General features: G+C 59.1%; 23 protein-coding genes. 15 read left to right on the top strand and 8 right to left on the bottom strand.

Annotated elements, in window-relative coordinates:
• Positions 1 to 33: 33 nt before the first annotated feature.
• From BP758_RS08600 to BP758_RS08590, 3 genes are all read right to left on the bottom strand, one after another.
• Positions 34 to 519, bottom strand: a complete 486-nt coding sequence (locus BP758_RS08600; protein WP_292370465.1) for a flavodoxin family protein — start codon at positions 517 to 519, stop codon at positions 34 to 36.
• 146 nt (positions 520 to 665) lie between these two features.
• On the bottom strand, positions 666 to 1,379 hold the full coding sequence (locus tag BP758_RS08595) for a hypothetical protein (RefSeq protein ID WP_292370464.1): 714 nt from the start codon (positions 1,377 to 1,379) through the stop codon (positions 666 to 668).
• Positions 1,380 to 1,597: 218 nt separating this feature from the next.
• Positions 1,598 to 2,914: a GntP family permease gene (locus BP758_RS08590; protein WP_292370463.1), complete on the bottom strand. Its 1,317-nt coding sequence runs from the start codon at positions 2,912 to 2,914 to the stop codon at positions 1,598 to 1,600.
• A gap of 109 nt (positions 2,915 to 3,023) precedes the next feature.
• Between BP758_RS08590 and BP758_RS08585 the strand changes: the two genes are divergently transcribed.
• Both BP758_RS08585 and BP758_RS08580 read left to right on the top strand, forming a co-directional pair.
• On the top strand, positions 3,024 to 3,899 hold the full coding sequence (locus BP758_RS08585) for a metal-dependent hydrolase (RefSeq protein WP_292370462.1): 876 nt from the start codon (positions 3,024 to 3,026) through the stop codon (positions 3,897 to 3,899).
• A 92-nt stretch (positions 3,900 to 3,991) separates the two neighbouring features.
• Positions 3,992 to 4,798, top strand: a complete 807-nt coding sequence (locus BP758_RS08580; protein WP_292370461.1) for a class I SAM-dependent methyltransferase — start codon at positions 3,992 to 3,994, stop codon at positions 4,796 to 4,798.
• 22 nt (positions 4,799 to 4,820) lie between these two features.
• Here BP758_RS08580 and BP758_RS08575 read toward each other — a convergent pair whose 3' ends face one another.
• Positions 4,821 to 5,636, bottom strand: a complete 816-nt coding sequence (locus BP758_RS08575; RefSeq protein ID WP_292370460.1) for a response regulator — start codon at positions 5,634 to 5,636, stop codon at positions 4,821 to 4,823.
• 164 nt (positions 5,637 to 5,800) lie between these two features.
• Between BP758_RS08575 and BP758_RS08570 the strand changes: the two genes are divergently transcribed.
• The 5 genes from BP758_RS08570 to BP758_RS08550 all read left to right on the top strand — a co-directional run bounded on the left by BP758_RS08570 (position 5,801) and on the right by BP758_RS08550 (position 8,851).
• Entirely contained in the window at positions 5,801 to 6,163 is a 363-nt protein-coding gene (locus BP758_RS08570; protein ID WP_292370459.1) for a response regulator, read from the top strand.
• 5 nt (positions 6,164 to 6,168) lie between these two features.
• Positions 6,169 to 6,774: a chemotaxis protein CheX gene (locus tag BP758_RS08565; RefSeq protein WP_292370458.1), complete on the top strand. Its 606-nt coding sequence runs from the start codon at positions 6,169 to 6,171 to the stop codon at positions 6,772 to 6,774.
• A gap of 5 nt (positions 6,775 to 6,779) precedes the next feature.
• Entirely contained in the window at positions 6,780 to 7,913 is a 1,134-nt protein-coding gene (locus tag BP758_RS08560) for an ATP-binding protein (protein WP_292370457.1), read from the top strand.
• A gap of 204 nt (positions 7,914 to 8,117) precedes the next feature.
• Complete coding sequence (locus BP758_RS08555; protein ID WP_292370456.1) at positions 8,118 to 8,531, top strand: YybH family protein; 414 nt, start codon at positions 8,118 to 8,120, stop codon at positions 8,529 to 8,531.
• 65 nt (positions 8,532 to 8,596) lie between these two features.
• A complete protein-coding gene (locus tag BP758_RS08550) occupies positions 8,597 to 8,851 on the top strand; it encodes a SemiSWEET family sugar transporter (protein WP_292370455.1) in 255 nt (84 codons plus the stop codon).
• A gap of 640 nt (positions 8,852 to 9,491) precedes the next feature.
• Here BP758_RS08550 and BP758_RS08545 read toward each other — a convergent pair.
• A complete protein-coding gene (locus BP758_RS08545; protein ID WP_292370454.1) occupies positions 9,492 to 10,106 on the bottom strand; it encodes an RDD family protein in 615 nt (204 codons plus the stop codon).
• A 193-nt stretch (positions 10,107 to 10,299) separates the two neighbouring features.
• On the opposite strand from BP758_RS08545, the gene BP758_RS08540 reads away from it, so the two are divergent.
• Positions 10,300 to 10,779: a hypothetical protein gene (locus tag BP758_RS08540; RefSeq protein ID WP_292370453.1), complete on the top strand. Its 480-nt coding sequence runs from the start codon at positions 10,300 to 10,302 to the stop codon at positions 10,777 to 10,779.
• Between the two features lie 14 nt (positions 10,780 to 10,793).
• Here the strand turns inward: BP758_RS08540 and BP758_RS08535 are convergent, their stop codons facing one another.
• Together BP758_RS08535 and BP758_RS08530 are read right to left on the bottom strand one after the other, a co-directional pair.
• Complete coding sequence (locus BP758_RS08535) at positions 10,794 to 11,879, bottom strand: ABC transporter permease (RefSeq protein WP_292370452.1); 1,086 nt, start codon at positions 11,877 to 11,879, stop codon at positions 10,794 to 10,796.
• Positions 11,876 to 13,684: an ABC transporter permease gene (locus tag BP758_RS08530; RefSeq protein ID WP_292370451.1), complete on the bottom strand. Its 1,809-nt coding sequence runs from the start codon at positions 13,682 to 13,684 to the stop codon at positions 11,876 to 11,878. Before BP758_RS08530 ends, BP758_RS08535 begins: the two co-directional genes overlap by 4 nt.
• 149 nt (positions 13,685 to 13,833) lie before the next feature.
• Between BP758_RS08530 and BP758_RS08525 the strand changes: the two genes are divergently transcribed.
• Positions 13,834 to 14,724 (top strand): ABC transporter ATP-binding protein, encoded by an 891-nt coding sequence (locus BP758_RS08525; protein ID WP_292370450.1) that lies wholly within the window; start codon positions 13,834 to 13,836, stop codon positions 14,722 to 14,724.
• A gap of 6 nt (positions 14,725 to 14,730) precedes the next feature.
• On the opposite strand, the gene BP758_RS08520 is transcribed toward BP758_RS08525, so the two are convergent.
• Complete coding sequence (locus BP758_RS08520; RefSeq protein ID WP_292370449.1) at positions 14,731 to 15,099, bottom strand: type II toxin-antitoxin system PemK/MazF family toxin; 369 nt, start codon at positions 15,097 to 15,099, stop codon at positions 14,731 to 14,733.
• 136 nt (positions 15,100 to 15,235) lie between these two features.
• On the opposite strand from BP758_RS08520, the gene BP758_RS08515 reads away from it, so the two are divergent.
• The 6 genes from BP758_RS08515 (at position 15,236) to lon (ending at position 21,480) form a co-directional block, all read left to right on the top strand.
• Complete coding sequence (locus BP758_RS08515) at positions 15,236 to 15,835, top strand: nitroreductase family protein (RefSeq protein WP_292370448.1); 600 nt, start codon at positions 15,236 to 15,238, stop codon at positions 15,833 to 15,835.
• Between the two features lie 125 nt (positions 15,836 to 15,960).
• On the top strand, positions 15,961 to 17,073 hold the full coding sequence (locus BP758_RS08510) for a CAP domain-containing protein (protein ID WP_292370447.1): 1,113 nt from the start codon (positions 15,961 to 15,963) through the stop codon (positions 17,071 to 17,073).
• Positions 17,074 to 17,120: 47 nt separating this feature from the next.
• A complete protein-coding gene (locus BP758_RS08505) occupies positions 17,121 to 17,705 on the top strand; it encodes a transglutaminase-like domain-containing protein (protein WP_292370446.1) in 585 nt (194 codons plus the stop codon).
• A gap of 62 nt (positions 17,706 to 17,767) precedes the next feature.
• A complete protein-coding gene (locus BP758_RS08500) occupies positions 17,768 to 18,316 on the top strand; it encodes a cache domain-containing protein (RefSeq protein WP_292370445.1) in 549 nt (182 codons plus the stop codon).
• A gap of 297 nt (positions 18,317 to 18,613) precedes the next feature.
• Complete coding sequence (locus BP758_RS08495; RefSeq protein ID WP_292370444.1) at positions 18,614 to 19,033, top strand: MarR family winged helix-turn-helix transcriptional regulator; 420 nt, start codon at positions 18,614 to 18,616, stop codon at positions 19,031 to 19,033.
• Positions 19,034 to 19,083: 50 nt separating this feature from the next.
• Positions 19,084 to 21,480 (top strand): endopeptidase La, encoded by a 2,397-nt coding sequence (lon, locus tag BP758_RS08490; protein ID WP_349680505.1) that lies wholly within the window; start codon positions 19,084 to 19,086, stop codon positions 21,478 to 21,480.
• Positions 21,481 to 21,525: the final 45 nt, after the last annotated feature.

The following is a 21,525-nucleotide window of genomic DNA, read 5'->3' as shown; positions in this document are numbered from 1 at the left end:
CGGTGGGGGATGGAGGATATGGCAAGGATCCGTTTAAGCGGATTTTTCCGTGTTCCGGACCTTTTCGATGAGCGCCGTGACCCCGGTCCCCTCCGCGATCTCGTTTTTGTTAAACGAGAACTGCCCGGCAACGACCATGCCCTTTGCCGTTACCGCTTTTGCAAGGTCTGCAAGCGTTGCGCCCGGCTTGTCCCCGCAGGTGGCAAAGAGCACCACCGGTTTTCCTGCGCAGCCGGAGAAGCCGGCAACCGCCTTTTTTATTGCCGGGACGGGCTGACCTCCCCAGACCGGCGTGCCGATCACGACAACATCCGACCCGGCAAGATCGATCTGCCCCGGTTCGGTACCGCTCTTTCTGACATTCATGCCGGGCGAGTGGCGGCCCATGAGGGCAACAAACCGGGAGAGAAGATCCCGGGAGGTTACTTCCACAAGATCCCCGCCCGTCTCTTTTCTTACCTGTTCTGCAACCCCGTAGGTTGTTCCCGTGTACGATGCACAGATGATGGTGGTCTTCACGATTCTGCCCTCCCGATAATAGTCCTTATCATCTCTCCGGTTTCCCGCCAGAAAATTTTAACGGAAAAAAATAGTGGTAACCGGGGGCCCGGGCGGGGCCGGGGGTTTTCGCACGCGAAACGGTCGCAGGCGGGAGCGGATGTGCGTTACGAGAGCGCAGCCTTGATCGTCCACGGGCCGCTCGCGGTCACGTCAAGGTAATATTTCCCGGCATCCAGCTTCTGCGGCTTCATGCCGGAGTAGGTGCCGATCTCGTTTGCGATCAGGGCGACCCGTTTGCCCTGGTTGTCCGTGATCCAGACAATGAAGTTCTTGTCCCCCGTGTAATTCAGGGTAAAGACCCAGAGCCCGGACCCGGTTGCGGTAAACGGCACGACACTGTTCCCGGTTCCCGAGAGCAGGGCGGCACCGGAGACCGACGTGCTGCCGCCCGGCGCGGCAGATGCCCTGCCGACACCCTGGTACAGGCTGTACACAATGGACGGCGCATCTTTTTTGTACACGGTATTGCCGGACATGTCGTGGATCCAGATGTACTTCTCGCCCGTGTCCCGGGTCACGAGGTACTGGTTGTCCCCGAGCGATACCCACGTGCCGTTGTAAAAGACATTGGGGACGCTCGCATAGTTCTCCTGCGTCTTCCCGTTCACATCGAACGTGATCTCGAACTTGTAGATAGCGCCCGGGCTTCGCCAGACACCGACCACCGGGTCGTACGAGAGCCCAGAGACTGCGGCGGCCGAGCCGGACGACGGCGCGGTAAGCGGCGTAAGGGTGGTTAGCGCCGCCGGGGAATTTGTGGTGGTTCCCGTGCATCCTGCAGCAAGCACCGCGGTCAGGCAAAGGGCCGCAAGCGCCAAGGAGCCAGTCCTCCAAAGCACGGAAAACGGAACCGATAAAATCTGTTTCATAGCCGGATAAATTCCTCCCTGATACCCGGATCATTTGCGGCCCGGCTTTTCAAGTAGTTTCCGGTGATGTAACCGAGCGGTTATACCCATGAAACGGCACGGTAAAAACGAGGGTGTCGGGTTTTTGCCGGCTAAAAAAAAGAAACGCCCAAATACACCGGCCCGGCTCACACGCCCATGAGGGAAAGGGCGGCATCCTCATGGTACGGGAAGAACACCGCCACGAGGCTGAGCGCAACGATGAAGATGATAATGCCGATGCAGGCCAGCGGGATCGTGTAATTCCGCAGAACGGTCGGGGTATCGTCCCCGGTCGTCTTTTTCACAAGGTGGAAGAAGGGATCGGTGACGTGGCAGAAGATGCAGGTGCCGGCAACGACCATCAGGATCATGGGCAGCGGGTTAATCTCCTGCACGAGCGCCGTAGCCCCCAGCACCTGCGCAGAGACGACCGCAGTCACGATCCGCGAGCCCTGTGCGGTCGCAAGGATCACCGCGATAATAAACGGGATGAGGATATCCGGCAGGATGGGGATGAGCGTGGCAAGCGCACTTTTTGCAAGCCCGGATTTTACCATGACCGTGCCGATCGCCCCGGCCGCACAGATGTCGAAGACCACCATCCCCGCAGTCGTTATCCCGCCGGAAAATCCCCCGAACCGGATCTTTGGCGGGGCAAGGACGAGCGCCACGACCAGTCCCGTGAGCATGATGAACTGGAGGATCGCCGCGTGCGAGAGGCCGAGGACGAAATGGCCGACCGGGATCGCGGCAAGGATCGCCATGAACGGGGCCCATGCCCGGAGATGGAGGGACAGGGGGATGGGCGCGTGTTCCGTACGGGGAACGGGTTCGGCGCCCGGGGACCCGGGCAGCGCCGGGCTACCCGTGATCCACCGGCCCGCTGCCGCGATCACAACGCAGAGCAGGCAGAGGGCGAGCGGGATCGTAACGAGATCCAACGAACCGCCGAATACCTGCGGGGCGAACGCGGCAACGAGCGGCTGGGTGACCGGTGTCGGGAAGATCAGGATGTACGAGACGATCCCGCTGACCGCGGCGACATAGAGCAGGACCTTTGACCGTTCACGGTCGGGCTCGATCTTTTCAAGCGCCGGGGAGAGCATGGCGTACGTGACGACCGGGCAGGTGATCGGGACGGCAAGGATAAAGGAGAGGATCCCGGAACTTGCCCGGGTGTTTTTGATCTTTGCATGGATCCCGGCAGCCATGACCTCGATGAGGCCCTGGTCGGAGAGCAGCCGGACGATCACGATACCGGAGAGGATGGCGATGGCAAAGGCGCCAAACATCGTGCCAAGACCCGAGGCCAGCCACTGGAGCGTGGCATCGGGGCCCGCCCCGGCAAGCAGGCCAAAAAAGAGCCCGCCCAGCAGGAGCGTGACAAAGAGGGGGAGTTTCCGCGTATAGCCAAGGATGAAGATGAAGAGGAGCGTGGCAAAAAAAACCAGGAATGTATCCATGCAGGGAACGTCGGGGAGCCATGCAATAAAGGATTGCGATCCGTTTTTTTAGGGGGCGGGACTGCCCGGACGGGCAGCCTTTTCTCGTTCTACCCTAACCGGATCGATCGTGGACTCACTCACCCATGCGCTTGCCGCCGCCATCCTCGCGTACGTGCTCGGCTTCCCGCAGTACATCCCGTTTATCGTTATCGGGGCCGTGATCATCGATGCGGACGTGCTCTTCTCGCTTTTCTCGAAGAACTCGCCCCGGCTGTACCTCTTTGTGCACGGCGGGATCGCCCACAGCCTGATCGGGGTCTGCATCATGGCAGCCTCGGCATGTATCGGGATCGGGCTTGCTGCCCTTGCCGGTTTTGTAAACCCGGCCGCGATCACGCCCGCAGCCTGCGCCGTGGTATTTGCCGGCGGATTCCTGCACATCGCCATGGACCTCCCGGCAAGCCCGGGCATCCCGCTCTTCTTCCCGAAGACAGACAAAAAATATGCGCTCTTTATCCTTCCGGGCCCGAGCCTGATCCTGCTGGCAGCGAGCCTCTTCTTTGTGATCTGGATGGCGCTCGGCGTTGTTACGCTCGCGCAGGGGATTCTTGCGTACGCGGCGATCTTCTTTGCCTTCCTGCTCGTCCGGTTCGTGGCGTTCCTGCTCTCGCGGCCGGCGCTCACGGACGCGTTTTTGGTTCTCCCGCAGCCGGACCCGCGGCGGTGGCTTGCCTTCTTCGATGATGGCGACCGCTGGAGGGTTGCCGATCTTGTGCTCGGCAGGGGATGGGGCGATCCGGCCTGCTACCCGAAGTACACCGGGACCGATCCGGCACACGTTACCCCGTACGCTTCCCGGGATGAGGTCAAAGGACTCGTGTACAATTCCTACATCGTGACCGCGAAACAGGAGGGAAACACGCTGGTCCTTGCCGACCCGGTCCGGGAATCGGGCCGGCTCTTCTATCCCCCGCAGCACAAACGCGTTACGATCCTGCGGTAGAGATCCGGCCAAGAGGAAAAACCCGGGCAGATGCCGGGCCGTGCTTTTTTTTAGCCGGGACGGTGTACCGGTACCCTTACCAAGAGATGCACATGACGGCGAACTCCTATGTCCACGGGTATTCCGCAGGCGAAGCAAAACGGCTCGGCGACCAGGCGCGGACGCTGACCGATCTCCTCCACCACGATACCCGGTACCCGGCCGGGTGCCGGGTGCTCGAAGCAGGCTGCGGGACCGGCGCACAGACCGTGATTCTTGCAAAGAACAGCCCGAATGCGGAGATCGTCTCGATCGATATCTCGCCGGAATCCGTCCGGCGGGCAGAGGAGCGGGCGAAAGCCGAAGGGATCAAAAACGTGAAATTCCAGGCGGCCGATCTCTTCAGCCTCCCGTTTGCGCCGGGAAGCTTCGACCATGTCTTTGTCTGCTTCGTGCTCGAACACCTCCCCGATCCGGGCCGGGCGCTTTGTACGCTCAGGACGCTCGTGAAACCCGGCGGCACGATCACCGTGATCGAAGGCGACCACGGTTCGGCGTACTTCCACCCGGACAGCACGGCAGCCCGGCGGGCGATCCGGTGCCTTGTCGATCTCCAGAAGGAAGCCGGGGGCAATGCACTCATCGGCCGGGAGCTCTACCCGCTGCTCGTCTCGGCCGGATTTTCCGCGGTTCAGGTCTCGCCCCGGATGGTGTACGTGGATGCCTCGCGGCCGGCGCTCGTGGAGGGGTTCACGAAGCAGACCTTTACCGCGATGGTCGCGGGCGTCAGGGACGAGGCGATAAAAAAGGGCATGATGACCCCGGCCGAATGGGAGCGGGGAATAGAAGACCTGTACCGGACCTGCGGGCCGGACGGCGTCTTCTGCTACACGTTTTTTAAGGCTGTCGGAACAGTATAATTTCCCGGACTATCCGGCCCGGTCAGGCAGACCCGGCAAGCCCGGCCTGAATGCTTGTCACATCATCGATTGCCACAATCACGTACCGGGCATTTTTAAGGATGACCGGCCCGGCGTTCACCCGGAGCAGGCGGTCCGTGGGTTTCCCCCCGATAAGGAGAGTAAGCGGGATGATCGCATCGCGGACAGAAATATCGTTGGCAAGAACCTTCCTGACACCGTTTCTTAACGGACAATCCGGGCAGTACCGGGAATGGCCGCAGCCTTCGGGTACTTCCCGGCTGTGGATGCACCCGAGCCCGGCCCCGGCCTGCTCCCCGATGATATCGGCCGGCTCCCGCAGGACCATGCGGGCAATGACTTCCGACGCCTGCCGGATCTCGAGATCTGCGTTTAACAGCAAAAGGCCGACCGGGATCGTGGCAAAGATCCTGGTATAGGAATCCACCGATTGTTCAGCCCGGCGCCGGAGGATTGCCTGAAGTGTCTTGTACCCGAGTTCCGTGTACTGGGCTTCGGGATCGCCGCCTTTCTGGACGTAAAAATCCGCGCCGCTGTTGAGGGCTTCGATCACGATGTCTTCGCGGCTGTGGCCGGTAAAGATAAGCACCGGCAGATCGCCAAATTTCTGCCGGATCTCTTTTAAAAATTCAATACCGTTCATGACCGGCATCTGGAAATCGGTGATAACCGCATCGTACGCGGCAAGACCGGGCAGGGCAAGGGCATCCGCTGCCGATCCGCAGGTATCCACATGGAATTTTCCGGATGCTTCGAGGAAAAGTTTGGTGATGTCGAGCAGATCCGGCTCGTCATCTACAAAAAGAACGGAGTACATGGGACACATCGTGTACTAGTAGCATGGGTGATTCTCTCGGATGAATTTTCCTCACGGGTACCTTCACGGCCGGATTCGGTACATCCGGGGGGATAACCCTTTTCAGGGAGAACAGAGATGTATTGGATCAGGAAACCCTGAGAAACACGGGACAGGTTCATGTCATGGCTCACGTGCTTGTAATTGAAGACTCATCGTTCCAGCGCAAGATCATATCGACCGTTCTTGAAGAAAACGGGCACGAGGTCACCCTTGCAAAGAACGGGAAAGAAGGTCTCGGCCTGGCAGAAGCGGCCCGGCCGGATCTCATTATTTCGGATCTCCTCATGCCCGAAACAGACGGATTCCAGGTCCTTGAGACACTCATGCAAAAGGAACTGCGCATTCCGGCGATCATCCTGACCTCGGATATCCAGAAGACCACCCTGAACAGATGTAAAAGTCTCGGGGCTGCCGCAGTGCTCAACAAACCGGTGAACCGGGATGAGGTGCTTGCAGCAGTAAACGAGATCCTTACAGGCCCGTGATGCCGATGGAGTTCGACGAAGATGCACAGGATGCACTCACCGAACTGATCAATATCGGGGTGGGGAGGGCGGCCGGTCTCCTCAACGAGATCACCGGCTCCAATATCCGGCTCAGCGTCCCGGAGATCCACCTTATTCCGTTCGGGGAACTTGCCGGTGTCAATAAAACCGTCCTTGGATCCGATCTCCTGTCTACAGTCATGCAGGAATTCCACGGGCAGTTCTCCGGAGTCACGGCGCTGGTCTTTCCCCCGGACAGTGCACTCACGCTCGTGAACCTTCTCTCAGGAGAAGAAAGCGGCACCGACAGCATGGACGCAGTCCAGGTCGAGACGATGAAAGAAGTAGGAAACATCATTATCAACGCCGTAATGGGATCGATCTCCAATATCCTTTCTGAGAACCTGTCATTTTCCCTTCCCGTATATTTCGAGGGGCAGCTGAGTACGATTGCCACAGACCGGTTTCGCGGAATGCAGGACGACTGGGTAGTTATCGCAAAGACACAGTTCCTGATCGAGTCGAAGAAAATTGAGGGGACTATCCTCCTTGTTTTCGAAGTCGGGTCGCTTGAACGGCTTATGGAGTGCATACGGAAAACACACAGCTGATTGCCATGGAACCCGGGTCTGAATCCGCAATCGAACCTGAAGATTTTGCGCTGTTTGACCAGCTCCCCTCAGGCATCGCCATCATCGACGAGGACTACACGATCCGGTTCTGGAACCGGTGCCTCGAATACTGGACCGGGAGAAAGCGGGAGGGGTTGCTCCAAAAAAATATACTTGAAGAATTTCCTTCGCTCAGGCAGCCATCGGTTATTGCCCGCTTCCCCCAGGTATTTTCCGGTGAGACGCCGGTCTATTTTTCGTCCCGGTTTCATCCCCACCTCATCCCCTCTCTCCTGCCTGACGGGAGCTTGCGGGTGGAGAAAGGATCGGTGCTTCCGGTGAAACGTGCCGGAAAAATCCTTGCGATGGTGGTGATAGAAGATGTCACCGATCTCAATATACAGGTCACCGGTCTCCACAGGATGCGGGTCATTGCAGAAAATGAACTTGCCGAGCGCAAAAAAGCCGAGGAATCCCTCAGGACAGCAAATGCAAAACTCAGCCTTTTTTCCGATGTCACCATTCAGGATATCAGAAACCAGCTTGTGGCGGCCCGGGGATTCAACCACATGATCGGTCACTCCCTTGAAGACCTCGACAGGATCCGGATGTTCTCCGCAAAGATCGACCGGCAGCTTGAGATTATCGAGAAATATGTCTCACTGATCCTCGATTTCGAGCCGCTCGGAAAAGAGCCGCCCCGCTGGTACGCTATGCGGGACGCGATCGACCAGGCAAAACTCCTGGCGCAGTTCCCTGACGTGATCGAAGGCCCCGAAATTGAAGGCCTGGAGATCTACGCCCCCCCGCTCCTTGACCGGATAATGGCAAATTTCCTGGACAATGCAAAACGGCATGGCAGAACAGCAACAGAGGTAAGAATTTCGTTTTTACCGGAAGACAGCTCGGGAACACTTGTCATCGAGGATAACGGCCAGGGCGTGCCCGCAGACAAAAAAGAGTATATCTTCGGGAAAGGACTGGGGACAAAGACGAAACTGAGCCTGTACCATACGCGGGAACTCCTTGCGATCACCGGGATCTCCATCAGGGAAACCGGGGTGGATGGAAAGGGCACGCGGTTTGAACTACGTATTCCCGGAGATTGTTTCCGCACCGGCCCGGGCGTAACGGGATAGCAAAATATCGCAAGCCCGGACCGTTTCAGGGTAAACGGTGATTCTTCAAGATAAGGGACAATCTGCGGGAGTGACAGGCGCCCCGTAGAGAATCCGGATCGTTGGTATGCCGGCCTACGGTCCCCGGTCTTTTTTCCGGAGTACCCGCACTTTCACCCTGCACAGGGGCCGTGGTTTTTACCTCACCGGTTCCCACGGGTGATCATGGACACTACCTCAGACGAACGCAGGCAGGACGTGATTGCCGCAGTCCGCGAGATGAACCGGCTCTGGACAGAGACCTGGGACGAGGAAGGCTTTGGCCGCTTCATCCACCCGGACGCGGTCGCAGTCGCCCCGACCACCCCGGGACGGCTCGAAGGCCGGGACGCGTACGTGGCGGGATGGAAGGGATTTGTGCAGGCCGCAACAATCCACGAGTGGAAGGAGTCCGGGCACCGGGTAAGTTTCTTCTGCCGGGACACCTGCGCCGTGCTCTCGTACTTCTTTACGATCCGGTTTTCCGCAAACGGGCAGGAAGTTGCGATGAAGGGGCGGGATCTCTTCACGCTCGTAAAACTGCGGGGCCGCTGGCTCGTGGTTTCCGACCAGTTCTCGCCCGAGCCGGTGCAGGGATAACCAAGATCCAAAAAAAAGAATACCGGTATAAATGCACGGCGGGCCAATAGGAAAACGACCAGTGTATGGACACCATCACGCTCGTGGGATTTATTGCCGGAACGCTCACCACGGCAGCCTACATCCCGCAGGTTGTCCGGAGCTGGCGCTTAAAGGAGACAAAAGACCTCTCCCTTTCCATGCTCGTGCTCTACGCAGCCGGGGTCTCCCTCTGGCTCGTGTACGGGATCTGGGTAAATTCCCTGCCGGTTATCGCGGCAAACGGGGTCTCGCTTGTGCTGATCCTCGTCCTGCTCGGGATCAAACTGAAGTACCACTGATTTATTCGTCTATTACAACCGATAAATCGCCACGAGTTTATCGTAACTATTAAAAAATCGCAGGATGTTGTGGGGGCCACAGGTCTCCATGAAAATAATTACATTCGTTTTAGCCATTGGACTAAACAGTGTGCCTCAGTAGTATCAAAACCCTGAATTGATTCCTGACCTGCAGCTCCTTCGCTTATTTGTCTCCCGGGATATTGAATTGAAATTTGTCCCGCAGATCCGCGGACGTACTGTCTTCCGTCAGGACAGGTAATTACGATTTGATTTGCACTGCCTCGCACGACATTGCAATTTGAAATTGTGGGGGGGCATCCGAAATTCGAGGATACAACCGGGGCATTACTATTCATTGTTACACTGACAGTCTCTACGCTTCCGGTGCTTGGAGCGATTATTCCTGATTGAGAGGAAGAATAATAATTTACACATCCCGAGCATGCAGTCAGTATGCACAGACAGGCAATCATTTCAAGCCATAGGGCCATGCTCGATATTTACACAAACTAATATTAAAAATACAATAATTCGTTTTTCGAGCGCGAGTGTTGTGCCGGATTCCCCCATCTGGGGAGGGTGCGCTGTTGATGTAAACAGACACTGGCAGATGTAACAGATCTGTGTTAAAAAAAGATTAAGCCTGAAGGAGTACGAGGCAGCCGGCGATCTTGTCGTGAAGCCCCTGACGCTTCTTCGTGACCCCGATCATGACAAAACCGATGAAGATGATGATAAGCGAGATGAATTTCCCGAAGAACCGGAGGGTTGCCCGGGCAAAGGAGACACGGTTCCCCTCAAGGTCGGTCACTTCAAGGCGCATGAGGACTTTCCCCGGCGTTGCCTGCCCGCGGGACGACTCAAAGCCCGCATAGTAGAGCCACGGGACCACGATCACAAGGAGGCCGAGCGCCGCAACAATGGGGGCGAGGGCCGCTGCCGGCGTGCCGGCGGTCGTGAGGGAGGCGATGGGCGCGTGCAGGAAAGCGATATAGTACAGGTACATAATCCCGTTGACCTGGTTGAAGAATGAGACGGCGATGATGCCAAAGATGGCGATAAGGATGAAATCGACGATAAAAGCAACAAAACGCCGCCCGAGACCGGCGTACACGCCGACATCGGGGGTTTCCTCGGCCTCCTCAGCGGCAGCAACGCCCGGCACTGCCGGGGCGGCTTCGATCGGGGTGCCACACCACTGGCAGAATTGTCCGGAGGTATCAGTCTCTTTTCCACATTTTGGACAGTACATTCCTCAAACTCCTGATACGTAAAGTTTACTCCATGACTCCTTTTTAATTTAACTGTTCTTTGCGGCGATTTTTTGGGTTTTTTCCTTACGGCATCGCGAAAAAACCGGGATTCCGGGCCGGATCCGGCGGTACCCGGTTTTTTTTACAAATCCGGCGCAAAATAATAAGCCCGTAAACAGAGAAGGTGTATTCATGAAAACGGCCATCATTGCAATCGCAGGCCTTGTCCTTTTTTTCTGTGCGCTCGCTGCCGGATGCACGAGCCCGACCCAGGCTGAGATAAAACCGGTCGAGACGCCGACCGCGGCGGTCACGACCCTTGTGGCAACCACGGCAGCGCCGACAGCGGTAACTACCACGTACGATCCCGTTGTCCCCATCCCGTCCGATATCTACGTGGACCTCCAGCTCAACAAGGACCGGCCCACGAGCAAGATCCACCTGCTCTACAATGGCGGGACCGGCGAAATTTACGTCCAGAATGTACGGATGAAGGTTACGCGCCCGGACGGCACGGTCACCGACAGCCTCATGGACGGCGGCAACCAGCCCAAACGGGGCGACGAGCTGATCGTGCAGGGGACAAAGACCGGGGACCGGTGCGAGGTCTGGGTCACCACGGCAGGCAAGGTCTACAAGATCATGGACCAGAACCTGTACGCAATGCAGTAACTTTTCATTTTTTTTTAGTTTTTCCCGGTATGGAGCTGGCGGCCGGCCGTTCCTGCAAACCGCCCGACTGCCATCCCGAGCAGGACCGCTGCCGCACCTGCGCCGGCAAGCACGATCCACTGTTCTATTCCCGCGGTCCCGACCGCGAGCCGGGCGACAAGGTTGAGCGGGTTCCCCGGGATGGCAAGCACAAAGAGCATGATGACCACAAGCGCGGTCGAGAAGACAAACTGCGCCGCGGTCCGCTCCCGGTAGTGGAGCGCAACGAGCGCCGCGATGAGGATCAGGACAAGGGACCCGAGCGTGACGTGGAGCAGGATGAGGGCCGGGTCCGCGACCGGGATATGGTTTGCCGAGAGCAGCAGGAGCCACGCGCCGGCCTGGACCGGCACGAGCACCACGCAGGCAAGCGCCTTGCCCCAGACCGCCTCGGCAACACTCACGGGCGTCGAGACGAGCGTCTCCAGCGTATCGTGCTGGTACTCCTCGGTGATGAGATCGATCACGAGCGCTGCCGAGATGATCCCGGGCAAAAAGACGAGCAGCGGGATCAAAAGCCCGTACACGAACTCGAAGTACCCGCTGGCATCCGAAGATGCCGGGATGTCGAGCGGAACGGGCCGGTCGGCGATCCGGTCGATCCGGGCCTCGCGGAGCTCGCCCTCGTATTTCAAAAAGACGCTCTTGAGCCGGGCATCGGCGACCGCGCCCATGATGTCGCTCTTGAGCGTGTAGAGCGTGATCTTGACCGGCTCGTCCGCGCCGGGCGCGGTGTCGGGGGCGTAGACCACCGCGGAGAGCTGGCGTTCTTTCAAGAGCTCTACCCCGGTCGAGAGATCGACCCGGTGGACCCGGAACAGGTTGCTGTTCTCGAGATCGCGCAAAAGGAGCGACGTGTTCCCGGCATAGCCGATATCGTAGCGGAAGTGCGAGCGGCCGGCAAGAGCGGAGGGATCGTACATCGAGGAGAGCCCGACCATCAAAAATGACGAGAAGAGCGCGATAAACAGCTGGAGCAGGACGGCTAAGAGGATCGTCTTTTCTGAAAAAAGGCCGCCCAGCTCTTTTTTTGCAACGATCTTCACGTGCCGGGCCTTCATGTGAGCCACCCCTTGAGGAAGTACAGGTTATAGCCGCAGTGGAGGATGCCGGCGGCGACGAGACCGGCAGCCGCACCGATCCGGCCCCAGCGCTTCAGGGAGAACGCGACAATGAGGAGGCAGGCGAAGTGGAGCAAAAAGGGCAGCCAGAGCACGCCGAGCGACAAAAAGAGGACGTTCCCGAAGACCGATTCGGTGATCTCGGCAAGCGTTGCAAAGAGCAGGAGCTTCTCGCCCACGAGAAACCCGAACGCCGTTGCAGCGCAGGCAAGGACCAGCCGTTTCGTGGTAAAAAAGGCCGGGTCCAAAAGGAAGAACGTGTAGATCCCGGCCGCCTTTGCCGCCTCCTCGACAAATGCCGCAAAGACGATGAGGAGCACGAGCGAGACCGGCATGGGCAGGTTGAAGAGCACGACAAGGCCCATCATCTGCGCCATGAAGACGAACGGGATCGTGGCAAGGGCAATGCAGAAGAGCGAGGCATACGGGTGGGCGCGGGAGATGGCGCCGGCCAAAAATTCGCGGCACCGGGGCAGGAGCGGTTTTTCCGAGAAGAGGCGTTCCTCGTTAAAGTTCCGGGCCGCAATGTAAAAGAGCACAGCGCTCGTGAGCCAGAAGAGCACGGTCGCGTAGCAGTAGTCCGCCGCCGTCCACGCGGTGCCTTCGATCGTGAGGACAATGAGCGTGAGCGGCGAGATCAGGCTGATCACGTGCACGTTTGCAAAGATGCTGGGGAAGAACAGGTACGAGGTCGCCACGGTCGAGAAAAAGATCGAGATGAATGAGAGCTCCTTGAAGCTCCGGGCAAGCATCCCGATGACAAGAGCGCTTGCCAAAAAAAACAGAATGACCGGGACGAGAGGCAGGAGAATGGAGAGCGGGGCGCGGATGTAGAGCGTGAGCACGGCGCAGATGAGAAGCATCCCGAAAAAGTACGGGAGCATCTTGCCGGTGATGATATACGCGGTTTTTACCGGCGTGGAGAGGAGGGGCTCGCCCTGCCGTTCGATCCGCTCGTTCATGATGCTCATCATGAAAAACTGCGAGGTGAAGTAGAGCGGGAAGATGAAGACAAAGACAAGGATGATCGAGTCGAACGGGAGCGGGGGCGAGAGCTGGTCCGGGGTGACAAAGGTGCCCATCACGGATTTTTGGGTGGAGAGCACGTCCGTGTAGCGCGAGACCTGCGTGTTCTGCGAGGACGAGGCGACAAGACCGGCCCGGATATCCTCTTTTGTTACCCCGAGCGCCGGCGACGGCGTCGGGACATCTTCCACTGTCCCGGCAGGTACGAGCGGCCCCCGGCCGGGCGGCGCCGGCACGAACCGGCCGGCCTCGGGCGCAGAGAAGTTGAGCTCGCTTGCAACGCTCTGGGTATCGATCCAGAGCGGGTACGCGGCAAAGAGATCGTCCGCACCGGTATAGACCGCGGCCTTGTACTTTGCGTAATCGCGTTCGAGCGTCTTCTGCGCGGACTTTCCTTTTTCGGTCTGCGCCGTGTACACCCTGCCGCCGGCAATCGCAAGATCGTACGGCGCAATCGCCGGCGGAATGGCTGCGGGATCGACAACGTACACCGCGAACCGGGCATCGGACGCAAACAGGGAAGCGACCTGCGGGTCGTCGGTGGCGAGCCGGTACATCCCGTCCTGGATGTGCAGGCCGCTCTGGGCCGCAAACCCCGTGACCGCGATAAGGAGGAGGAAAAGAACGATGGCAACCGGGAGGAGGCCGCGCGACATGACCGAGAAGGTCTTTTTTACCTCCCAGCGTGCGATGGTGGCAATCTCGCGTGCAGCGCCCATGATCTCCCCCGTTTTTTTCCCAGGGATCTCCCGCGGGTATATCCAGTAGTTCGGGCACCGGGGTCAAATACTGTTCGGTACCGGCACTCCCCCATCCCAACCTATATGATGCACTCCCTGCAAGGTTAGATTAAAAGACCGGCCCTGCCATGATAACCGCCCGCAGCCTCACGAAAGTCTACGACAGTTCTGCCGCGCTCGACAGCGTGAGCTTTGAGTTTCCCGACGCGGGGATCCTCGGGGTCATCGGCCATAATGGCGCCGGGAAGACGACACTGTTGAAGATGGTTGCCGGCCTTGTCGTCCCTACCTCCGGCGAACTCATGGTAAACGGGATCGATGTGGTCCGCGACCCGTCAGCGCTCAAGGTCACGCTCGGCTACCTTCCCGAAGAGTCCCGGCTCTACGAGACGATGACCGCAGAAGACTACCTGGCATTCTTCGGCGAGATCTACGGGCTCAAAAAAGACGAGATAACGACCCGGACCCGCCGGCTCTTTGCGGCCCTTTCGCTTGAAACGGACAGGAAGAAACTCGGCGAATTTTCCAAAGGCATGAAACGCAAGGCCGCGATCGCCCGCTCGCTCATCCACGACCCGGCATTTCTCGTGTACGACGAACCGACAAGCGGGCTCGACCCGATGACCTCGCGGTTCATTGCCGAGTACTTAAAAAAATTAAAGGCTGCGGGAAAGACGATCGTGCTCTCGGCCCACAACCTGTACCAGGTCGAGGCGATCTGCGACCGGGTGATGATCCTCCGGCGCGGGAAGATCGTGGCGGACGGCACCATGGCCGAGCTCCGCGAACAGTTCGGCTCGATCACGTACACGGTCTGGTTTAGCGCGCCCGACCCGGCCCGGATCGACCGGGCGGCCGTGCCGTTCCGGGCGGACGAGACCGGGCTTGCCTGCGATGCCCCGGATATGGAGTCGCTCAACGCCATCTCTGCGGCAATTGCGGCAGCGGGCGGCCGGGTGGAGCGGATCGAGTCGCGGTACCCGTCGCTCGAAGAGATGCTCGTTACGATCGGGAAATAAAAAATATCATTTCCGCCGGCCGCCCTTCCGGTTCTTTCCCGGTGCAGGGTCCCGGGGCGCCTCTGCGGCAACCGCATCGATCGCATCCACGGTGAGCCGGCCTTTTTTTGCAATCACGGCCCCGGCCGGGATCACGGTGATGCGGGTCGCAAGGGCGAAACTTTCACTGAAGAGATCGAGCCCGCCTTCGCTAAAATCGTCAAGCCCGATCGGGACGCACGGGGCATCGGTTGCGGGCCGGCTGCTGACCGGGCAGACCACGATCCCGGCGTCCTCCCGCACCGCCAGAACAATCGCCGGCCGGGTCTTGGCGCCATCGTAGCCGTTGAAGGGCACAACGGCAAGTACCACGTCTCCCCTGCGGTAGGTTCCCATCTGCCGGAAAATTCCGTTGCGGTACCCGATAAGGCAATTGATCGCACGTGCAATGACCCGGGCGGGGATGTGCCGGGCGGGAAAAGATTTACACCCGAACGCTCATGATCGCACACAGGGGAAGGTGAAAACGACCATGGAATTGAAAGACTGCGTGATGCAGCGGTATGCGACAAAAAAGTTTGACGGCAAAAAAATTCCCGAGAAAAAGGTGGACGAGCTCCTCGATCTCGTGCGGTTCGCGCCTTCGGCCCTGAACCTCCAGCCCTGGAAGATCAGGATCGTGACCGATCAGAAGACAAAAGAAGAGCTGAGGAAAGTATCAAACGATCAGGAGCAGGTGACGACCTGTTCGCATCTTTTGGTATTCTGCGCCGATTCGGATTATGATACCTTAATACAGCGGCTCGGGGCTCTCATGAAAAAGAACCATGTTCCGGACGAGGTCATCGGAAAAGTTACCGGCATGGCAGCGATGTTTGCCGGCAGCATGGCAAAAGATCAGCGGGCCGCGTGGTCGCAGGCCCAGACCTACCTTGCGCTCGGGAACGCACTTAACGGCGCAAAGGCGCTCGGTTTCGATTCCTGCCCGATGGGAGGATTCGACCCGGCCGGGTATACCCGGATCCTCAAGATCCCCGGGCATCTCGTGCCCGTGATGCTCTGCCCGATCGGGTACGCGGCGGATACGCAGGGGCCAAAGATCCGGTACGAGCGGGACGAGATTGTGTTCTGAAATCCGGGATTTTTAGAAAGAGAATATCCCGGTACGGCACCCCGCTTTCCTTTATAAAGGACCGGGATTCTCCCCCCGGCTTTCAAAGCCATTATCACTTTTGCGGGAAAGAGTATCTCTATCCCATGCCCCGCTGCGACACCTGTGGAAAAACCGTCTCGCTTCCCTTCCACTGCCAGTACTGCGGGGGGAACTTTTGCGACGAGCACCGGCTGCCGCCCAACCACGCGTGCGCCGGCCTTGCCCAGTGGAAAAAGACCCCGGCACCGGGCGTTGGCATCCGGTACGGCAGCGGGGGTGCGAGCGCGTACGGCGGGGGATACGCAAACGCACCGGAGAACCGGAACGCCCGGCCATCAAAAAAGCCTCTCCCGTACCTGAAGATCGCAGCCGTCATTGTTGCCGCGATCGTCCTGCTCGTGATCGCCTTTGTCCTTGCCGGGGGATGCGTCCAGCCGGCAAATGAGGGTGTGGCAGGAAGTGCGAACGCAACCCCGGCCTCGACCGCAGCGGAGGCCACGGTCCCGGGCCCGACAACAACCGTCACCACAACGGTCACTCCCTCGCCAACGCCCACCGCGACCACCACCAAAACACGGCCGAACACCGGCCCGACTGTCTCCGCCACGCAGACAACAGCGGACGGGAAGACGGCTACGGCCGCAGCCACCGCAACGCTGTCCGTCTCAGGAGTTTCGGCAACGCCCATCCCGCCGCCCTCCGTCACACCCGTTCCCGGTAAAATTTCAGAAGACCCGTACACGATCTCCACAACCGGTCTCGCAGCCCGGGTCCACGAACTGATCAATTCCGAGCGGCAGTCGTACGGCCTTGCCCCGCTCGCGTACGACCCGGCCCTTGCATCAATTGCGCTCTCGCACAGCAACGACATGGCGCTCAACAATTATTTCGCGCACGTCAACCTTGCCGGCAAGACCCCGGCAGACCGGGGAAATGCCGCGGGGTACACCTGTAAAAAGGACTACGGCTCCTATTACACGATCGGGATCGCGGAGAACCTCTTCCAGAACAATCTCTACACTTCGGTCACCGAGACAAACGGTGCGTACACCTACGACTGGACCGCGCCCGAGGAGATCGCACGGTCGTCGGTCACCGGCTGGATGAACAGCGAAGGCCACCGGAAAAATATCCTGACCGCGACCTACGACCGCGAGGGAATAGGGGTCGCGATTGCTGCGGACGACAAGGTCTACATCACCGAGAACTTCTGCTGATCGATCCACCACCGCCTTTTTTACCCTCACCGCCCCAGATTTCTCATATGAAACACTCCGGTCTCGAAGAGTTCCTCCGGGCGACACCGGTGATCGACTGCAACAACCCGGCCGTAACGGCGAAGGCCCGGGACCTTGCCGCAGGAGCCTTTGGCGATGTGGCGGTTGCACGGAACTGTTTCGCGTTTGTCCGCGACGAAATCCGGCACAGCTGGGACTACCAGGCAAACCCGGTGACGCTATCCGCATCGCAGGTGCTCGAACACACCACCGGTTACTGCTTTGCAAAGAGCCACCTCCTTGCCGCACTGCTCCGGGCAAATAAAATCCCCGCCGGGCTCTGCTACCAGCGGCTCAAAAACCACGGCACGGTCGGGCCGGAATTCTACCTCCACGGGCTCAACGCGGTCTGGCTTAACGAATACGGCTGGTACCGGGCCGATGCCCGGGGCAACCGAAACGACGTGCACGCAGAGTTTACGCCACCCAAGGAGTGCCTCGCGTTTGTCCCACAAGAGCCGGGCGAAGAAGACCTCACGGGAATTTTCTCCGACCCGCTGCCGGCAGTCGTTGACGTGCTCACGAAATACACGGATTACCTTCAAGTGCGGGAAAACCTGCCGGATGTCTGATCGCCGTGACCGCCCCGCCGAACCTTAATCCCTGAATACCGCTAATACTGTTGCCGGTTTTTATGAACGCACGAGCATTCTCTTTCTTTCTCGTGATGATCGTACTCTTTGTCGCTGCTATGGGCTGCACCCAGGCAGGCACCGGTACGCCATCTGCCGCAGCACCGTCACCGGCCCCGTCCGTAACGCAGGCCGCGATTACCCCGGCAGGATCCCTGACCCCGAATGCTACGCTGGTGGCATTTGTCAAGGAGGCCGTTGCGTATGCGAAAACAAACGGCAAAGAGGCCGCACTTGCCGAATTTGATAAAACGAACGGCTCGTTTGTCCGGGGAGAACTCTACCTCTACGCATACGACTTCAACGGTACGACCATCGCCCACCCGTTCAACCCGGAAAAGATCGGGATCAACCGGTTGAACGAGACCGATGCGCACGGGAATTATTTCATTAAAGATCTCCGCGACGCAGCAGAGAACGGCACCGGCTTTGTCGAATTCTATTACATCAACCCCGCCCACAACCGGACCGTGGAAAAGAAACTGGGGTACGTGGAAAAGGTTGATGACACCTGGTGGCTCGGTTCCGGGATCTACCAGGGCTCAGCCTGATACGGTAACGGGCTTATTCACGGAACATCTTTTTTTAGTGTTCCTCAACATTCCTGGCCGGCAGCGGGCATCTCCCTACGATAAAATTCAAAAAAAAGGGATCCGTCCTGTCCCGGCCGCCCCGGCAAACCCTAGAGCCTGAACCCCGGGATCGTATCGAAGAGTTTCTCGTACAGTTCGGAAAAGAGCGCGATGTACTCCCGGGCCTCTGTGAGATCTCCGGTTTTTTGGAAAAATAACCGGCCCACATCCCAACATTTATAATTCGGTAATCCCTAACTAACAAAAGAACAATCCATGGCAGGACGAAAGGAAGAGCTCGAAGAGACGTTTGACCGCATCTTTACCCTCAAACACCAGTGCTCGTGCGGGATCTTCTCGGAATGCGGCCTTTCGGACCTGACGGTAAAACAGATCCGGTATTTGCAGGTCATAGAACAGAACCGCGACGTGACCTTCACCCGGCTTGCCGAGATCACGGGGACCTCCAAACCCACGATCACCGAGCTCGTCAACCGGTTCTCCCGGATGGATTGTGTGTACCGCAGACCATGTCCTGACGATGGCAGGATCCAGTACATCTGCCTCACGAAAAAGGGCGAGATGATCGCCCGTGCGGAGGAAGAAGCGCTGGACCGTCTTGTCGACAGGATCCGGGAAACGCTGAGCGACGAAGAGATCGACACCCTGATCGGTCTTTTGGAAAAGATCGGGTAAATTTTTTTGCCCGGCCGATTTGTTAGGTAAAATCAAACTAAACGATGACGATGACAGAAACACCCCCCACCAGCCGGACGGACCGCGAGTACCCGGTCCTCCCGCTCTTCGAGATTGTCCTCTTCCCGAAAACCCGGACCAAGATCCGGGTGGACACGGATACCGCCGCAACGCTCATTGCCGAGACGCACGAGACCGGCACAGCGTATGCGGTCGGCCTTTCCGCAAAAGAGGGAGCCGCCACCGATGATGTGACGCCCGAATCGCTGTACGCGATCGGGAACCTGCTTGAGATCCGGAACATCCAGCCCACCGATGGCGGATATATTGTAAACGCCCGGGCCATTGCCCGCATAAAGGCACAGAGCTTCACCGCGGTCCCGGGCCGGCTTACGGCAACCTGCGAGCGGATCCCCGACCAGGACGATCTCGACGCAGACGTCCACCGCCGGCTGCTTGCCGAGGCAAAAGAGCTCATCGGCCGGATCAGCAGCCGGTTCGAAGGCTCCGGGCACTTTACCGCGCCCATCGAGCAGATGGAGAGCATCGACGAGGTCATGGGCTTTGTCATGCCCTTTGTCCCGGTGCCGGTGGCAGAAAAGCAGGGCCTTCTGGAGATCATTTCAGAGAAAGTCCGGGCCATGTCGTTTCTTGCCCTCCTTGCCCGGGTCCGCGAGAACATCGATTTCCGGATCGAGGTGGCGCAGAAAGTCTCGGACAAGGTCAACAAGGCAAACCGCGAGGCAATGCTGCGCGAACAGCTCCGCGTGATCCAGGACGAGCTCAAAAAGATCGACGGCACCGGGCCGGCCGGCGACGGCTACCGCGAGAAGATCGAGGCCGCGGGAATGCCCGAAGAGGTCAAGAAAAAGGCGCTCGAAGAGCTCGGGAAGCTCGACGCTGCCGGGCCCCAGAACCACGAGACCCCGGTGATCAAAAACTACCTCGACCTCCTCGTCGCCCTCCCGTGGAAGACCGTGGAGAAAAAGGAGATCGATATCCGGGAGGCAAAGGCCGTGCTCGAACGCAACCACAACGGCCTGTCGGAGGTCAAGAAACGGATCGTCCAGCACCTTGCGGTCATGAAGCTCAAACACGAGAAGCAGGGCTCGATCCTGCTCCTGTCGGGGCCGCCCGGCACCGGGAAGACGAGTCTTGGGAAAAGCATCGCCGAGGCGCTCGGCCGCAAGTACGTCCGGATCAGCCTTGGCGGCGTGCATGACGAGGCGGAGATCCGCGGCCACCGCAGGACGTACGTTGGTGCGCTGCCCGGCCGGATCATCCAGGGGATCAAACAGGCCGGGACAAAGAACCCGGTCTTTGTCCTGGACGAGATCGACAAGGTCTCGACTACGTACGCCGGCGACCCGGCAAGCGCATTGCTCGAAGTCCTCGACCCGGAACAGAACGCAAGCTTCTCGGACCACTATCTCGAAGTCCCGTACGATCTCTCGGACGTGTTCTTCATTGCAACGGCAAACTCGCTTGCCACGATCCCCGCCCCGCTCCTCGACCGGATGGAGATGATCGAGATCTCGGGCTACACGAAAAACGAGAAGTTCGCGATTGCAAAAGACCACCTGATCCCAAAGACGCTCGAAGAGCACGGGCTCGATGCGGAGAAACTGGTCTTTACCGATGACGCGGTCCGCGAAACGATCGAGAAGTACACCCGCGAGGCCGGCGTCCGCTGGCTCAAAAAACAGCTGGACCGGGCCGCCCGCCACGTATCGGAGAAGATCGTCTCGGAGGATATCGCGCTCCCCTTCACGGTCACACCGGAAAAACTCTCCGGGATCCTGGGTAAAGAGGTCAACCACCCGGACAGCGTGCGGAAAGACCCGGTACCGGGCGTAGTGACCGGCTTAGCGTGGACTCCGGTCGGCGGCGACATCCTCTTTATCGAGGGGACGTTCATGCCGGGGACCGGGAAACTCACGCTCACGGGCCAGCTCGGCGACGTGATGAAAGAGTCGGCAAACATCTCGCTCTCGCTCGTGCGTTCCCGGCTCACCAAAGAGACCGCCGGCTTTGACTTCATGACCAGCGACCTCCACATCCACGTGCCCTCGGGCGCAACGCCCAAGGACGGGCCCTCGGCCGGGATCACGCTCTGCACGGCCCTTGCCTCGCTTGTCACGGGACGGGCAGTCGACCCGAAGCTCGCAATGACCGGCGAGATCACCTTAAGCGGTGCGGTGCTCCCCGTTGGCGGGATAAAGGAGAAGATCATCGCCGCCCACCGGGCCGGGATCAAAAAGGTGATCCTGCCAAAGGAGAATGCCCGGGACCTCGAGGATGTGCCGGAGGATGTCCGGAGCGAACTCGCCTTCGTGCAGGTCGAAACAATCGAGGAAGTCTTCAAAGAGGCCCTCGGTCTCGACCTCCCGCCCCGGCCCCTGGCGCTCGGCACCGGCAGCCTCTGCGTGCCGGCAAAGAACTGCTAAAAAGATCCCGCATTCTTTTTTTTTAGACCGGCGACCTGCCGGGTT

Source organism: Methanoregula sp. UBA64, assembly GCF_002502735.1.
Classification (GTDB): Archaea; Halobacteriota; Methanomicrobia; order Methanomicrobiales; family Methanospirillaceae; genus Methanoregula.
Note: the sequence above shows the minus strand (reverse complement) of the source record. Positions and strands in the feature narration are given on the sequence as shown.